13 protein-coding genes are annotated in these 18,308 nt (G+C 22.5%); 1 reads left to right on the plus strand and 12 read right to left on the minus strand.

From position 1 onward, the window contains the following. Window positions 1-7: 7 nt before the first annotated feature. The 11 genes from ACA134_RS09060 to ACA134_RS09110 form a co-directional block, all read right to left on the minus strand. Window positions 8-1,024: a glycosyltransferase family 2 protein gene (locus ACA134_RS09060; protein WP_409200093.1), complete on the minus strand. Its 1,017-nt coding sequence runs from the start codon at window positions 1,022-1,024 to the stop codon at window positions 8-10. 4 nt (window positions 1,025-1,028) lie between these two features. Continuing rightward, complete coding sequence (locus ACA134_RS09065; protein ID WP_409200094.1) at window positions 1,029-2,120, minus strand: CDP-glycerol glycerophosphotransferase family protein; 1,092 nt, start codon at window positions 2,118-2,120, stop codon at window positions 1,029-1,031. A 7-nt stretch (window positions 2,121-2,127) separates the two neighbouring features. Further along, on the minus strand, window positions 2,128-3,900 hold the full coding sequence (locus tag ACA134_RS09070) for an ABC transporter ATP-binding protein (protein ID WP_409200095.1): 1,773 nt from the start codon (window positions 3,898-3,900) through the stop codon (window positions 2,128-2,130). Between the two features lie 8 nt (window positions 3,901-3,908). After that, window positions 3,909-4,691: an ABC transporter permease gene (locus tag ACA134_RS09075; RefSeq protein WP_409200096.1), complete on the minus strand. Its 783-nt coding sequence runs from the start codon at window positions 4,689-4,691 to the stop codon at window positions 3,909-3,911. A gap of 165 nt (window positions 4,692-4,856) precedes the next feature. Beyond that, on the minus strand, window positions 4,857-6,230 hold the full coding sequence (locus tag ACA134_RS09080; protein WP_409200097.1) for a hypothetical protein: 1,374 nt from the start codon (window positions 6,228-6,230) through the stop codon (window positions 4,857-4,859). A 169-nt stretch (window positions 6,231-6,399) separates the two neighbouring features. Further along, window positions 6,400-7,437, minus strand: a complete 1,038-nt coding sequence (locus tag ACA134_RS09085) for a glycosyltransferase family 2 protein (RefSeq protein WP_409200098.1) — start codon at window positions 7,435-7,437, stop codon at window positions 6,400-6,402. A gap of 4 nt (window positions 7,438-7,441) precedes the next feature. Further along, window positions 7,442-8,521 carry a glycosyltransferase family 2 protein gene (locus ACA134_RS09090; RefSeq protein WP_409200099.1) on the minus strand — a complete coding sequence of 360 codons (1,080 nt, stop codon included), beginning with the start codon at window positions 8,519-8,521 and terminating at the stop codon, window positions 7,442-7,444. Next, complete coding sequence (locus tag ACA134_RS09095; protein ID WP_409200100.1) at window positions 8,514-10,166, minus strand: glycosyltransferase; 1,653 nt, start codon at window positions 10,164-10,166, stop codon at window positions 8,514-8,516. Before ACA134_RS09095 ends, ACA134_RS09090 begins: the two co-directional genes overlap by 8 nt. Window positions 10,167-10,177: 11 nt before the next feature. After that, complete coding sequence (locus ACA134_RS09100; RefSeq protein WP_409200101.1) at window positions 10,178-11,866, minus strand: glycosyltransferase family 2 protein; 1,689 nt, start codon at window positions 11,864-11,866, stop codon at window positions 10,178-10,180. An 18-nt stretch (window positions 11,867-11,884) separates the two neighbouring features. Then, entirely contained in the window at window positions 11,885-12,931 is a 1,047-nt protein-coding gene (locus ACA134_RS09105; RefSeq protein ID WP_409200102.1) for a glycosyltransferase domain-containing protein, read from the minus strand. Between the two features lie 55 nt (window positions 12,932-12,986). Next, window positions 12,987-14,549 carry a glycosyltransferase gene (locus ACA134_RS09110; RefSeq protein ID WP_409200103.1) on the minus strand — a complete coding sequence of 521 codons (1,563 nt, stop codon included), beginning with the start codon at window positions 14,547-14,549 and terminating at the stop codon, window positions 12,987-12,989. A 97-nt stretch (window positions 14,550-14,646) separates the two neighbouring features. Between ACA134_RS09110 and ACA134_RS09115 the strand changes: the two genes are divergently transcribed. Further along, window positions 14,647-15,753: a glycosyltransferase family 2 protein gene (locus ACA134_RS09115; RefSeq protein WP_409200104.1), complete on the plus strand. Its 1,107-nt coding sequence runs from the start codon at window positions 14,647-14,649 to the stop codon at window positions 15,751-15,753. Here ACA134_RS09115 and ACA134_RS09120 read toward each other — a convergent pair. Further along, entirely contained in the window at window positions 15,750-18,305 is a 2,556-nt protein-coding gene (locus ACA134_RS09120; RefSeq protein ID WP_409200105.1) for a glycosyltransferase domain-containing protein, read from the minus strand. The two genes, ACA134_RS09115 and ACA134_RS09120, sit on opposite strands and share 4 nt — an antisense overlap. Window positions 18,306-18,308 lie beyond the last annotated feature (3 nt).

The raw sequence follows: 18,308 nt of genomic DNA on the forward strand, positions 1-18,308 counted from the left end.
TTACACCTTAAATAAATCCTTTAAATTCTTTCCATAATTTATAATAAATTTTCGGGCTAATTAAAAATGCTTTTGATTTAAACCAAAATTTTATATCTTTAAAACTAGCTATTTTAAATTTAGATAATTTAGAAAATAAGTTTAGTTTTTTCATTTCATTAGTAATTTCATCTAAATTATAATTTTTATTAAAAAAATGCATTAAATTTCCAAAAATAGCTTTAGGAATTCTATTATAAATTATTAAATTATTTAATTGTTTAATCTCTTCATCAGAATATTTTGTATTATTTTTACTAAAGTAATCAGTTAAAGATTCAAAAACATCAATTACTTTAAATCTATTAAGATATAATTTTGAACTTGATGAATCATCATGTAAAAGATAATAATAGCCAGGTAAATCTACAAAAGATATAGTGTCTATAGAAAATAATGCTCTAAGTGCAAAATCTGTATCTTCACCATACTTGTAAGTTTCATTAAATTTAATATTATTTTCTTTTAAAATAGATGTTTTATATAAAATTTGAGTAAAACTAAATGGAATCTTCATTTCAAGTTCTAATTTAATTAAATCAATAGATTTTAAAATTTGATTATTTTTTAAAAATCCATATGGATTATCATGGCTTGCAAGTTCACGACCTTTCATTTTTAAAAGTTCTGAGAAGGCAAAATCTGTTTCATTCCTAATTACAGCATTATGCAGGAAACTTAATTGATCTTTATTTATATAATCATCACTATCAACAAAAAGAATATATTCTCCTTTAGCTACTTCTAAACCATTATTACGAGCAACACTAGCTCCTTTATTTTTTTGGTGGATGATTTGATAAGGCAAGCTAGATTTAGAAAGTGTTTCGTAAGATTTATCTAAACTATCATCAGTTGAACCATCATCAATTACAATTATTTCATAATTTTCAAATTTTTGATGAATTATGGAATTAAGTGTTTTCTCTAGTGTATGAGAGGAATTATAAATTGGAACTATAACTGATACTATAATTTCATCCATTTTATCACTCATTATTTAAAATAAAATCAACAATTCTTTTACTAGATTTACCATCCAATTCATTAAATTGATAGCTAAGAAATTCTTTATTATTAATATTTTCAAAATCAAGATTATTAAAAGTATTTATTAATTGGTCCATGTTTTCTGCAATAGGTCCTGGAACCATTTTTTTAAAATCAAAATAAAATCCCCTATCATTATTTAAATAATACTTATAATCATATGTAAAAAATATTATTGGTTTATTTAAAGTTGCAAATTCAATCATTATAGAGGAATAATCAGTTATTAATACATCTGCAATAAGTAAAAGTTCCATTTCATTTTTATAATCTGTTAAATCAATATAATTTTCATTTTTAGAAAAATCATTATTTAAGAATTTTTTTATTTTAGGATGTAATCTTAAAGTAAAAATATATTCATCACTAAAATTATCATTAAATTCTTTTAAATTAAAATAATTAAAAAGATGATTATATTCTTCCTTATCTCTAAAAGTTGGAGCATATAAAACAATTTTTTTATTCTTAGCTTCGGGATATTTCTTATAAAAGTCATTTTTTATTTTATTTACATCTAAATTATTATTGAAAAAATAATCAATTCTTGGAACTCCTAAAGCTTTAATTTTATTATTATCTATTAAAAAAGCATCTTGATAAAACTTATTAACATTATCTGAACTTGTAAAAAGATAATCTGTATTATTTGAAATTTTAGAAATCATATTTCTTTCATTTTCATCTTTAATTACTGAAGCTCCAAATTTTTTAAAGGCACCTGGTGCATGCCATAGCTGTAATACTTTAGTTTCCTTTTTAAGTTTCATAAAAGCTAAAGGAAAGAAATTATCATTTAAAAAAATGTATTTAGAAGTAGCTAAATTGTATATTCCTTTAATTGAAAATTTGTCTTTATAAAATATGTTAAATAGAAAATTATCTCTTTTAGATAGTTCATTTTTAATAAAATCAAAATTACTATTAAAAGATTCATTAGAATCACTAATAAAAGAAATTTTTTTATTATTTAAAGGGAATAAATTAAAAAATTGAAAAATTAATGCAAAAATTTTGTGTTTAAAAAACATAATAGATCTAACTAAACTCTAAGTTCATTTTTTCATCTTCAGAAGCTTTTTCTGCTGCTTCAATGTATGCATCACATACATAATCAGTATCTCCATCCATAACAACTTTTCCTTTATCTAACCAGATTACCCTATTACATAATTCTCTGATTTTAGCTGTTGAATGTGATACAAGTAAAACTGTAGTTCCAGAACCCATCATTTCTTTAAGTTTATCTCCACTTTTCTTTTGGAATCTAACATCTCCTACAGAAAGAATTTCATCTAAAATCAAGATATCTGGTTCAACAATTGTAGCTATTGAAAAACCCAACTTAGCATTCATACCTGAAGAATAATTTTTAATTGGAGTATCAATAAACTCTCCAAGTTCAGAAAACTCTACAATTTCATCATATTTACTTTCTAAAAATTCTTTAGAATATCCTAAAATAGCTCCATTTAAAAATATGTTTTCTCTACCACTATAATTATGATCAAAACCTGCTCCAAGTTCTAAAAGTGGTGCTATTTTTCCTTGTATATCAAGTTCTCCTTCTGTTGGTTTTAAAACACCTGATAATATTTTAAGTACAGTACTTTTACCTGCACCATTAAAACCAATTATTCCAACTCTTTCACCTTTATTAATTGTAAATGAAACATCAGTTAATGCTTTAAAATTAGTTTTTGGTTTTAATTCTCTTTTGAGTCCTTTAATAACATATTCTTTTAAATTATCAACTTTTTCTTGAGCCATTTCAAATTCCATTGAAATATTATTTGTTTTAATGGCTAAATTTTGATTTAAAGCAACGAATTCCTCATCATCTTCTAGTTCTGAGCTCCATTTATTCATTGTTTCTTCATATTTATCTTCTTTTGCTTCAAAATTCTCAGAATGTATGTTTACATAAAAGTTTGGAGTGATTTCTGTATTTTCATTAAAAGCAAATAATTTTTTAAGACCTGGTTTTGTGCATTTAAAAATAAATCTAATTCTAGAAACTCCTTTTCCTCTAACAGATGGATACCAAATTAAATTTTTATCATCAAACTCATCTTTAGCTTCAATAAAATCATCCACTTCATCTAATTTATTGACTTTACTAGCTTTATAATAATATTTTTCAATTTCTATTCCATCTGGAAGGTTAAGTTCTACTTTTTGTTTATCGTTTGAAATTCCATTAACATTTCTAAAAGACAAAGTATATTTAAATGTATCTCCAATAGCTTTTTCTAATGGATTTTTTTCATGCGGGAAATATTGACTAGTTTCTCCAGATGTTAAAAGATATCTTTTCGTTTCATATTGAACTTTAAGACGAATAAAATCTAAATATAATGTTCCACTATTGACTTTAGTATTTTCAGGAAAAATAATTTCTACTTTAAAGTCTTCTCCATTAATATCATTAGCAGATAAATCTTCACCTTCAAAAACTAAATTTCTTTCAGTTGGAAAAATTCCTGCATCAAGGTGAGATTTTTGCTCTAAATATTCACCATTAGCTGAAATTTTAATGATTGGAGCTTCAATTTCAATAGGATCTTGAGATTGTTCTCTGTGATAATCATGTTCAATTTGAATATTTTCAATAGCTGCATCAGAAGGAATATTAAAATTAAATTTCTTAACATATATTGGAGCAGGAGTATTTTCACTAATAGTTAAATCAACACTAGCTAATGATTGCCAGTCATCTAATTTAATATTTTCAAGATTATCCCAACTTTTTTGAGTGTTTTTTTCCTTTTTTTCATAAACTTCATTTGGATATCTTACTTGAATAGTCATTTAAACACCTATAGGTTAAGTACAAATTTATCTTGATATTTTTTAAATACAATAATTCCAATAATTAATGATAAAATAGATGTAATGATTAAAAATATTAAAGGACCAGTTTGAGGGAATGTTCCATTTAATATAACATCTCTGAAACTAGCTACACCTGAATATAAAGGATTTAATTTAAAAGCTATTAGAAATTGTTCTGGAATAATTTCAATTGGATAAAATAAAGGAGTCATAAAAGAAAGTAACATTATTAAAACTCCATATAAATATTTAATATCTGTAAAGAATGTTGTTGCTGTAGCTAAAATTAATCCTACCCCAGTAGTTAATACAAGTACAAAAAATATTGGTATTGGAGCAAATATTAATGATAAATGGAAAGGTGCTTGAGTTACAATCATCACTAAAACTAAAACTAATAGTGAAATTAAAAAATTAATAAATTCAGAGCAAATAATTCCAATTGCAAACATATATTTAGGCACATATATCTTTTTAATAATTTCAGCATTCCCTTTTATTGAATTCATAGCTCCTTGTGTGGAATTTGCAAAAAGATCGAATATTAACTTACCACTTAATAAATATACAGGGAAATTTTCAATCATTCCTGAAAATAATACTGAAAAGACCATTGTGAGTACAATCATTGATAAAAGAGGGTTTAAAAAACTCCAAAAAAGACCTAAAGTAGAATCTTTATATTTTCCATTAATATCTCTTTTTACAAGTTCTTTTAATAGAAAAGAATGTTTAGAGAAGTTATTTAACAGTTTATTATCAAACATTACATTGCCTCATTATAAAAATTAAGTAATAATACTTAAAAAATAGTTATTTTATAAATATGATAAGTATAATATAAAAAGATTATCTTCAATATTATTTTATTATTTTTTAAAAAATAAGTTTTAATATGATGTTAAAATAAAAAAAAAGAAAAAGAAGAAGTTTTAGCCGACATTTTTTAAATCAACAAAAACCACTTCGGGTGTAAAATAAACTTTTATGATATTTGAAGTAGAATACCCATTATATGTTGCAGTAACAATATAAAAACCAGGCTCTAAATTAATATCCAAATATGCAAATCCTTCAGTATTAGTGGTTTTATTATAAATTATACCATTAATATTGATTGAAACGACTTGACCTTCTAATGCTTTTCCTTGACCATCTAAAACTTTAACTTTATACTGTTCTTTACCTCTGAAAGGCTTTTGAAGAGCTTCACCTATTAAAGTAGGTAAAACAGTTATAATATTGCTGAAAGTTAAATTAGTATCTGGATGATAAACAGTTATGATGTATTCACCAGGATTTAAATTAATATTTAATTTAGCAATACCTTCAGAATCTGTTTTTCTCTCATAAAATACTCCATTAATATTCATTTTAACAAATTTATCTTTTAATGGATTTCCTTGACCATCTAAAACTTTAACTTCATATTGAGAATCATTTTTATAATATTTAGTTAAATTTTTACCTTCTAATGTAGGTAAAACTGTTAGATTAGTAGTTAAGTTGACTCCAGCATAAAGTGGGTTTCCATTAAATGTAATATTTACTTGATATATTCCAGGATCTAAATTAATATTTAAATATGCAGTAGCATTGTTCAAATCTAATTCTTTCTCATAAGTTATTCCATTAACTGTTATATATACTAAATAAGTATTAGGAAAAGGCATTCCAACAGGATATAAGTACACTGCTCTTTTAACTGGGCTTTTTTTTGAATCTAATATTTGAACAGCTAACCTACTTCCATTTTTATAATAGATTACATCATTTTCAATCGAAATAGTAGAAATTGAATCAACAATATTAAATAAAGACCATCCTACATAAATAATTTTATGTTGTGGAAGTAATCCACTAAAACTATTATAATTTTCATCCCCAGAATAAATTAAATTATAACTATAATTTCCAACAGATAAATTATTAAATGTTATAGTTCCAGTACCATTAATAAGAGAAATTGTTTTATTTACTGTAAAAATAAATTCTGTAGTATTGAAACGATTTCTTAAAAGTAAAGTTAAATTTCCTTGAGCATCATCATTTCCAATAAATGATATTGATACATTATCATCGTTTACAGAAATATTACTCATAGTTAAGTTCAAATATTTTTTATTATTAATTTCTTCGTCGTATTTTACATCATTATTTATTATTTTTTGAATTTTATCCTGATTAACTTCCATATATGTTTCAGTATCGATATTTTGTTCGTTAGTTTCATTAATTGCTTGTACACTAGATATTGAGAATAATACCAATACTAAAACGAAAATTAATCCAAATCTATTTATCATTTAGATAAACCTCCGTTTAAATTTATTCTATCCAAAGTGAAATATTATACTTTTAAAAATATAATTATCTCACTTGGTAAATAATATGATAAATAATAAGATATATACTTTTTGAAAAAATTTAGAACAAATAGATATTTTTTAATGATATTTAAAAATTAACTTCAGCTTATCTATAAAAAAACAAAATATTTTTAATTTTCTCTTTAATTTTACGAGATTTTTTAATTTTATTAATATTTTTAATTATTTCATCATAATCATCATTTAAAATAGGTTTAGGAAGTGATGAGTATATTTTTTCATTAAAATCTCCAGAATAGCTAAGTTGTTTTTTTAAAATAGGATTTATCTCAATTATTAATTCTTTTTTATCCTCATCGTTTAAATCACTAGCTATAAAACTTGTAAGCCAATAAACTAAATGTATTAGGAAAATATTAGAAAAGTATTTTTCATTATCTGTATTTTTAAGTAAATCCCATGTTTTATAATAGCCTTCAATCATTTTTCCCAAATATTTTTTATTTCTAATATGAATTGTTGATTTATCTGTATCAGAATCACGTACATTATAATTATATATAAATGAATCATTTAAAAAGATTGTTTTTGATGAATTAATTAATGAATTAATATAAAAATGCAAATCTTCACCTAATATTCCTTCAATAAACTTAATATTATTTTTTAATAAGAATTTTTTATTAAAAAGTTTTGTCCATATACTAGGACCAATATCAAAAAATCTCAAATCCTCACTAATATCTGAAATTTCATTAAAATTTTTAGTAAAAGGACTTTTAACTTTCTCTTTTTTATTTGAATAAACATTATAATAATTAGCTATTACAAAATCTGCATTATTTTCTATAATTGTTTTGTATAATATTTCTAATGCCCCTTTTTCATATGAATCATCATGATCTGCAACAATTACATAATCTGATTTTGACTTATCAATCCCAATATTACGAGGTTTACCTGGAAAACCCGAATTTTCTTTTAAAAAAATAGCCCTACAATTAGAATATTTAGAAACTAAACTCTCAATTAAATCTAATGTATAAGAATCTGAAGAAGCATCATCAACAAAAATAACCTCAATATTCTCAAAACCAATAGTCTGACCTAACAAAGAATCAAATAAATTACATAAAAACTTACCAGAATTAAAAGTTGGAATAATTACAGATATTTTAGCCATTTTATCAGGATTTTAATTTATTTTTTAAAGATTTAAATAATCGTTTATATTTATTTTCATTTAAATAGCTATTTATATTTTTTTGAGAGGATTTTAATTTATTTACTTCATTAATAGCTAAGTCTAATTCATTGTTTTTAATAAAATTAACTAAATTTTCATAATTACCTTCAAAATATGGATCATCTACATAATATTCATTATAAAGAGGCTTGCATTTACTAAATAGTTCTTTTTTATCTTCATCATTAATTTCACTAATAACTATTGTATAAAGCCATGAGGTTAAATGGGATTTGAAAATATAATCTGAATATTCTAATTTTTTTTGATTTTTAAGCATTTTAACTATTTCATAATATCCATTTAAAATAGCTTCTAGGTATTTTTTATTTCTAATATGAATTGTTGATTTATTATCTTCTGAATCACGAATATAATAATTGTATCCATAAAATTCTGCTAAATAAATTATTTTAGAAGCATTTAAAGATGTATTACATGCAAAATAAACATCTTCAGCTAACATTCCTTCTAAAAACTTTATATTGTTTTTAACTAAAAAATCCTTTCTAAAAAGTCTTGTCCAAATAGCTGCAGATATTCCTAAAATTTCCTTATTTTTTGAAATATCTAAAATCTCTGTATTTTTTTTATAAGATGATTTATATGGAATAATATTATCATTATAAACTTGATTGAAATTAGATATTACAACATCTGCATTGTTTTCATTAATATTATCATATAATATTTCTAATGTATTTTTCTCATATGAATCATCATGATCTGCAACAATTACATAATCTGATTTTGACTTATCAATCCCAATATTACGAGGTTTACCTGGAAAACCTGAATTATCTTTTAAAAAAATAGCTCTACAATTAGAATATTTAGAAACTAAACTCTCAATTAAATCTAATGTATAAGAATCTGAAGAAGCATCATCAACAAAAATAACCTCAATATTCTCAAAACCAATAGTCTGACCTAACAAAGAATCAAATAAATTACATAAAAACTTACCAGAATTAAAAGTTGGAACAATAACAGATAATTTATAGCTATTCATTTTAATCATTAATTAAATCAGCGTAGATTTTTATATATTCATCAAGCATTTCTTTCATAGGTTTAAGTTCTATTTTACTTATATTTTCAGTAATTTCTATATATTTATCTTTATCTTCAATTATTTTAATTATTTCATTATATGCAATTTCAGGAGATTTATAGTCTATAAGAAAACCACCATTAGTTTTATTTATTCTTTCTTTAAAAGCACCTAAATTTGTTGCAATAGGTGGAATATTAGAATTCCAACTTTCTGTTAATGTATGAGAATATGTTTCAGGACATGTTGAAAATAGGCCTATAAATGATGGTTTTATATCTTTAAAATATTCATCTATTTTATCTCTTTCATATCTTCCATGATTAATTCCATATTTATTTAAATTTGGAACAGTTGTTCCTAGAAAATGAAATTCAAGTTTATTTTTTTTATCTAATTTCTTTATTTGTCTTATAAAAAGAGATCCTTTATGAGGGCTGATATGGCCTGTAAATAATATTTTAACTGGAAACTTATCAAGAATAGTAAAACTTTTAGATTTATTTTTAAAATCTCGTCCAGGTTCTATTATTTTGAGTTTATTTTCATCTATTCCTTTAAAGTTATTTTTATAAAATTCAAATGAAAAATTACTTGGAAAAATAGCTAAATTTGAAGAGTTAATAATCTCAATAGAATATTCTCTCCATTGTTTAACTAGTTCTTTTGTATTAGATGATATTTTACAATTCCAATTATCATTTAAACAATTAATTTCACAATAATTATCTTCATTATTTAAAAGGTGAATTGAAGGGCAAAAATAATAAAAATCATGTATATTTAAAATATATGGGACATTAAAAAACTTAGATATATCTATTAAGTCATTACTATGATTGATTAAATGACTAATATGAATTAAATCTATTTTTAAATCATGTATTATATTAAAATAAATATCTCTTAATTTTTCATTATAAAAGTAATTTTTTAAATCATTATCATTATTTTTATTATTATAATCATGAATAATAGCTGGTTTTTTAATATCAACATTCCAATTAGCTATTTTTTCTAATTTATCATTGAAAATCTTCCATAATTCAACTAGACCATTATTAGAAGATAATATATAAGACTCATAGTTTTTATTTAATTGATTTATAATATCTAAAGTAATATGGCCTGTACCACCTAAGTTACTAATTTTTTCATGCGTAATATATAAAATTCTTTTATTTATATTAGTATTACTGAAATCATGTTCTTTATTTAGAAATTTATCTATTTCAACAGAATTTAATTCTTGAATTTTATTTTTATCAAGTTTAGTTTCCCTTTTATTTAAATCATATAATGCATAATGTACTAATGGGTTTAATTTACTCATTTTAGCATCATAATAATTATTTACATAAAAAAAGCTATCAAAGTCTGGACTTGGATCTTTACCTTCCATATATCCAAAGAAAATATAATGAAGTAATGGATCTATTTTTAAATTTTTAAGATTTTCGTTTTTATTTAAATAATAGTTCTCATTAAATAAATTATGTTTTTTAATTAGTTTATAAGCTTTAAAATTAAGTTTAGCTATCTTAAAATTTGGTGATTTAAATAATATATATAAATAAGGAAATTTTCCAATATATGATTTTAAAAATTCCATTAAATCACCAATTATAAAAATCCTTCATTATTTTTTAAAATAGCTTCAATATTTGTTAATAAATTTTCACAATATTCTTCTGGAGAATCGTTGTTAAAATTAAAAATAAACTTATTATACAATTTATTATCTTTTAAATATTTATATATATAATTTTTAGAACAAATAACAATGTCATAATATTTTAATTTAGAAAAATCATCCCCTTCAGAAAAATTAAAATTATTTAGTGATAAAACTTTAACTATATCATCTCTTGCATCTAATTTTTCAATACTAAAGTCTAAACTAAATGATATTAATATATCTGATGAACTACCACAAAAATGATCTGTTTTATCTGTAATAAGATCAATATCATAATTTAAATTATAAAATTCATTAGAAATTTCTTTAATCATTTTATTAGAATTTTTATTAATATTAAAATCAATATCTGCAAATATTATTTTAAGTTTTTTCTCAGTAAAGAATTTTTTATTGTTAATTTTATCTAATAGTAAATTTTTTGATAAATAATCTCCCCAGCTTTGCCAAAATATATTAAAATTTCTTTTATCATTATCAACATATTTTTTATCTTTACTACGGGTACTTGATTCATGATGAAATAACAAGGCATTTCCACAATATATTGTTTTGTAGTTATTTTTGTGTAATTTAAGTGTAAAATCAACGTCCTCTAATCCATAAAAATATTCTTCATTAAGTCCATCAAATTTTTCATAAACAGATTTTTTAATAAGCATTACTGCTCCTGTTACAGCAATACATTCATTGTTTCCATTAACAGAGCTATCAAATATTCCATTTTTATGAGATTTATTTTTTGCATATAAACAACATGGATAAATTCTTTCTGAGAAGATATCTCCACTATGTTGAATAGTAAAAGACTTTTTATTCATTTTATCTTTAAAATAATAAGGGAATATTAATTTAGCTCCAACTGCACCAATATTTTCATTATTAAGCATTACTCCCATCATTTCATTTAACCAACCAAATGTAGGTTCAATATCATTATTTAAAAGTAATACATATTCCCCATTAGCTATTTTAACTGCATCATTATTACCTTGAGAAAAAGAAACATTAACTTTATTTTCGATTATTTTAATTGGTAAATCATAAGATAATTCTTTTAAATAGTTGACTGACTCATCAGATGATGCATTATCAACAACAATTATCTCATAATTTTCATAATTAGTTTTATTATCAAAATCATTAAATAAACGCTTTAAATGATCTATACCATCTCTATTTAAAATTATAATTGATACTAATGGTTCCTTGTCAAATTTATAATTAGTTAAAAGATTTAAATTAGTATTTTCAATTTCTTCTTTTCTTATAATAGCTGGAGATTTTTGAATCAACTTACCTTCTTTTTTTCCATATAATACATAATGTAATAAGGGATTCATTCCACTATGTTTAACATCTGGATATGTATTTAAGTAAAAATTAGAATCAAAATCTAAGCTAGGAAGATGGCCTTTTTTATACCCATATATTAAATAATATTCTAAAGGATCCATTAATGTTTTTTTAGCGTCTGGATAATGTTTTAAATAAAATTTTTCATCAAATAAACCACTTTTTTTAATTTTATTATAAGCTTTAGTTAAAATAAAGGTGTTTTTTAAGTTAAAATTAGAATGAAAAAAATATTTAGGCCCTTTTAAAATACTCATTATTAATCTCCAAAAATATTATTTAATTTTCCTAATATTATCTGTTATAAATCTCAAAGGCTTTGTAATCTTCCAAGAAAAGGTATTTTTTAGATTTCTAATCTTTATTTCCTGATAGTTTAAAACTGCATCTTTTTGACTAGCTTCATGTTTTAATGTATCAATATCATTAAATAATAAATATAATTCTTCTTTTTTTAAATGATTAATATCTTTAATATTGCCTTCTAAATTTTCAATTAAATTTGTACTGCATAGTGGTGATGTGATTTCTTTTTTATGATGGTATTTTCCTTCTTTAGACCAATATTCATTAATCCAATAATAAACATCACTAACAGAAGGATGAAAATCAAATTTCCACATTAAATAAGTTAAACTAATCTGATCTTGATTTGTATAAATGATTATTTCTTCCCACCAACTATTCATAAGTTCAATGATCTTAGGATTATTATGTTCTCTAAAAATAGCTCCTAAAACAGGTAAACCATAATGTTTAGGCATTTTTTCATTATAATAATTTTCAATTTGTTTAGATATTATTAAATTAGAATATCTTGAAAATTCACAAGAACTATCTCCTTCATCATAAATACAATCTCTTTCAGGATGAACATCCAGTAACATTGGAGAATTAATATATTTATAAATATATTCTCTAATACTTCCTTTAATCTTAAAAGTACCATCAATCCAAAAACTATATTTATATTCTGGCAAGTATTTATGAGTTAATACTTTATATTGTTTTGCTTTTCTATTATCATCTAAATTAGAATCTTCCATTTGTCGAATTTCCCAAACATTAGATTTTAAATCAGGGTTATCACTAAAACAAATATAATCACAGTTTTCATCAATAAATTCAGGATCTTTTAAAGTATCATAATCTCCTGTAAAAGCTGTATAAATAACTAGTTTATTGTTTTTAATATCTTCCACTATGTTTTTATCAACTTCTTTAAATGGAGCAAATAATTCCTTTTTAATGAAATTTTCGACATTACCTTCATGTCTACCTTTGATAACCTCATAAGGGTCAATTTTTTCTTCATCAACCATAAAAATCAAATCAATCTTTAAATATTATCTCATTTTCTTATTATTTATACTTTAATTAATCCTTTTTTCCTAAATTAAGTAAAATTTTTTCCCATTGTTTTACTCTATCATTTAAAGAGTAATTTTCTAAAATATTTCTTTGAGCATTAGATATAAAATCTTTTCTTAAATTTTCATCTAAAACAAGTTTTTGAAGTTTTTCAAACCATTCTTCGTTATTTGAAGCTAAATAACCATTGAATCCGTCAATAACAACTGAATTATAAACTTCTACATCACTGAAAACACCTGGTATTCCTAATGCTGAAAATTCTATATATTTTAATTCACTTTTACCATTATTAAAAAATGAATCTTCTAAAGGAGCTATTCCAATATCCCAATTTGCATTTTGAGAAAGCCAATTCATGAAAATCTCAAAATTCATAGAATTTTCAGGAAGTTCTATATTTGAAAACCAATTTTCATCTAAATCTTCGTTGAATCCACCAATGATTTCAAATTCTACTAAAATATCATGTTGTTCTTTCATTTCTTTTTTTAATTTTTTAATTACATCTTTAATAATAGCTAAGTCTTTAGAATGAGTTTTTGTTCCAAAATATCCAATTTTAATAGTATTTGTATTATTTTCTCTAAATTTTTGAATTGGTAATAAATTAGCAATATGATAATTTTTAATTACCTCTACATTCGATTCATTGAATCTTTGAGCTAAATTATCTGTTGCTGTTACAACTACATCTGATGCATTAATAAAATCAGCTATTTCATTTCTACATCTATTTACATATTCAAATGAAGGACTATTTTCTTCAACAGAAAGTAAATCATCATCAGTTTCATAAATAAGTTTTATTCCTTGATTTAATGATTTTTCAAGTAAAATATCTAAAAAAGGCAATATTCTCTCAACTATAATTATATCAAAAACTTTTTTATTTAAAATCTCATTAAAATCCATTAAATGGTAGCTATCCATTCCATAAATAAAAAAATGAAATTTATTAGATTTACTAAGTTCTTTTAATGGTTCATGGATTCTTAGATAAGGACAAGGAGCTAAATTTTCAAATGGATCGTTTAAAAATACTCCAACTTTAATAGTGTTTGTTTTAAATTCATCTTTAGATTCAATATAAGGAATTGTAACTTTTTTATCAGAAATATAATGATTAATACTTAATTCTATTTTAATATCATTTTTAACTCCTGATTCATACTGAATTGAGATATCTTCATTTAAATTTTCTATATATCCATTATCTAAAGGGTTTATAAAACAGCTATTATAAAAGCCATTGTATATAAAATCAAGAAGAGGATCTTCATTAGAATTTTTAAGATAATTTTCTTTGTAAAAATCTAAGTTAAAAATAGAGTTTATATATGTTTTTTTAGTACCAATATCATCATTTTTACTTCCATAATAGATATAATGAAGTAAATAATTTAAATTATTAGTATTATGGCATTTTAAATATTTATCTTTATTAATGAAGGCAGTATTCTTTAAATTATCATAAATATTAATAAATTTAAGGAAATTTTTACCTGATTTAATAAAAATATAAAGATAAGGATGATTTTTAATAACATTATTAAATTTAAAAGCCATAATTTAACCTAATTAATTTTTTATTGACAATAGCTATTAATTATTTCTATTAAATTATAGGGAGATTTAATATAATAGATGTAATAAAAATTTCAATATGAAATATTTGGTTAGTGTAATAATTCCAACCTACAATAGTGAAAATTTCTTAGAAACATCAATAAAATCTGTTATGGATCAAACAATAGGTTTTAAAAATATTGAACTTATTATAATCGATGATTTCTCAACAGATAATACTGAAGAAATTATTAATGATTATTGTTCAAAATATGAGAATATTAAAACATATCCGCTTGTTAAAAAAACAGGAACCCCTGGAGCAGCTAGAAATTTAGCTATTAAAAATTCTAATTCAGATTATTTAATGTTTTTAGACCACGATGATTGTTATACAAAAGATGCTGTTGAAAAATTATATGAATCTATTACTAAAAACTCATCAGATGTATCTATAGGGAAATTTCAAACATTTGGTGATGGAAAAATAGTTTCTGAAGATTGGATTAAAGAAGATGTAACTTTAAATTCAATAGAAGAAAATTTACTCTTTTTTTCTATAAATAACATTTGGAGAATGATATTTCCAAAAAAATTCATTGTAGAAAATAGAATAAGCTTTCCTGAGGGGGTTTTTGCAGAAGATTTAACATTTATGGTTGATTCATTTTTAAATGCATCTAAAATAATTTTTATTAATGATATTGTTTATAATTTTAGATTAAGACAAGGTGAAATTACATCTACAAGCCTTTCTAAAGGAATACATTATTTAAATGGCTTAACTGAAGGTTATGATTATACATTAAAAGTTCTTCAAAAAAATAATAGCTGTAAGTTTTATGATACAATTTTAAATCAACATTTATCAACTTGGCTAAGTGATTTAATTTTAAGTGATACTATCTCATTAAAGGAAAAAAAAGAATTACTTGAAAAATCTAGCTATTTATTTAAAAATATTAAAAATATAAATCCATTTCCTGAAAATGAAGAAAATAAAATTTTAATGGAAAAGATAAAAGATAGTAAACTTGATGAAGTTTATAAATACATCGAATCCTATAAATTTTCTAAAAAGATCAACCAATTAGAAGAAGAATTAAATAATAAACAAATACAAGTAGCTAATCTTCAAACAACTAAAGGTTGGTTTAAATATAAAATTAAAAATATATATCAGAGATTAATTAAAAAAAATTAATCTTCCATTAAATTTTTAAAAAGAGTATTCCATGATTTTGAACGATCAGATAATCTATAATTAGTTGAAATATCTTTTTGAGCATTGCTTACAATTTTCTCTCGTAATTTTTTATCTAAAATTAATTTTTCAATTTTTTCAACCCATTCTTCCTCTGTATTAGCAAAAAATCCATTGATTCCATCAGATATTGCATGTTTATAAATATCTGTATCACTTGAAACTGTTGGAATTCCTAATGCTGTGAATTCTATATATTTTAATTCACTTTTACTTCTATTAAACTCAGATGGTAAAAGAGGAACAATACCTATATCCCAATCAATTTTTGGTTCTAACCATCTATAAAAAGTTTTTAATCCCATAGGATAATATGGTAGCTCAATTCTATTAATCCATGAATCATCCTCAAAATTAGCTCCACCAATAACTTCAAATTCAACATTAATATTTAATTTTTTCATTTCATGTTTTAAAATCAAAATAACATTTTTTATCAATTCTAAATCTGAAAAATGAGTAAATGTTCCAAAATATCCTATTTTAATAGTATTATCACTTGGTTCATTATTAGATTTAATTTTTAATATATCATTAGCAAAATAATTTCTAATGACATTAATATTATTATACTCACTTAATCGCTTAGATAATTCATCAGTACTTACAGTTATTGCATCTACATTATTCATAAGTTTTTTTATAGATTTTATATGTGGATAAATGTAATCAAAAGATGGGTGATCACGACTTATATCTAATAAATCATCATCAGTCTCATATATTATTTTAATACCATGTTTTTTAGCTTTTTTTAATATAATATCAGAATATGGAGAAATTCTTTGAATTATAATAATATCAAATAATTTAACATTTAAGAATTTTTTTTGATTTATAACTGGTAAAACCTCTCTACCATATACAAAAAAGTGGTAATCTTTACTTTTACTAAGTTCTTTTAAAGGTCCATGTAATCTTAAATAAGGACAAGCATTCATATTAACAAAAGTATCTTCTAAGAAGATTCCTACTTTAATTGAATTAGTATCATATGTTTTTTCTGATTCTGAATAAGGAATAGTTATTTTTGGATTAGTAATATAATTATTATTTGAAATTTCATTTAAAATATTTTGCTCAATTGATGCTTCATGTTGATAATTAAAATCAACATTAATATCTTTTACATAACCAGAATCTAAATTGTTAATATGTTTATTTTCAAAGAAACCTTTAGAAAAATAATGAATAATTGGATCTTCATCTCCAATTTCATAAGCATTTAAATAGTAATTAAAATCAAAAATTTCATCAATATATTCTTTTTTTGTATTAATATCATCAGTTTTACTAGAATAATAAATATAATGTAATATAGGATTATAATTTTCTATAGAATGTATTTCTCGATATTTATCTTCTTTAAAAATTCCAGATGCTTTAATTCTTTTATAAATAGTTAAATATTTATTAAAATGAAGTTTAGATTTTGATAATGTATAAAAATATGGATTAGATTTAATTTTAGAACTTACTTTTCTTAAAGGCTTTGTTATTTTAAAAGATTTTGAATGTAAAATAGAATTTATTTCAGCATTATAATAACCAATACGCCCACCTTTATCATGATCATGACTTTTTAAACCTTTAACATCATTAACAAGTAAATATAATTCTTCTTTAGATAATTCTATTGAATCTTGAGATTTAACATTAGCTACTTCTTCACCAATTTTAGCTCTTAAATTATCACTTGTAACTGGAGAACCTAAAACTACTTTATGGTGGTATTTTCCTTCTTTTGCCCAATATTCATTGTTCCAATAATAAATTTTACTAACAGAAGGATGTATATTGTTTTTCCATGCAACATAGCTGAAACTTAATTGATCTTGATTTGAAAACTCTATAATTTCATTCCACCAATCTTCCATTAATTTGATAATTTTGGAGTCATTATGTTCTCTAAAAATAGCTCCTAAAACAGGTAATCCATAGTTTTCAGGAAATCCTTCATTTTCATATTTATCCATTTGTTCTTCCATTACTCGACGAGGATATCTTGGAATAATTTTAGATGCTTTTAATTCTTTATATGCACAATTTCTTTCTGTATGAATTACACAAAGAATATTTGAATCATCTTTTAAGTATTTATAAATATATTCTCTAATACTTCCTTTTATTTTAAAGGTTCCATCAAGCCAAAAACTGTATTTATATTCTGATAAATATTTATGAGGAAGAACTTTGTATTGTTTAGCTTTACGATTATTATCAAGTGTTGATTCTTCCATTAAACGAATTTCCCAAAAATCAGAACTTATATTTGGATTATCAGTATAGCAAATATAATCACAATTTTCATCTATAAATTCAGGTTTTTTTAATGTATCATAATCTCCTGTAAATGCAGTGTATATAACAATTTTATTTTTTTTAATATCATCAATAAGTTTATCATTAGGTTCATTAGACTGATTAAATAAATCACATTTAATATTTTTATCTGCTACTTTTTTATAAGTCTTATAAATCTCATCATACATAAT

Source organism: Methanobrevibacter sp. DSM 116169, from assembly GCF_046197865.1.
In the GTDB taxonomy this organism is placed as follows: domain Archaea; phylum Methanobacteriota; class Methanobacteria; order Methanobacteriales; family Methanobacteriaceae; genus JAHKLT01.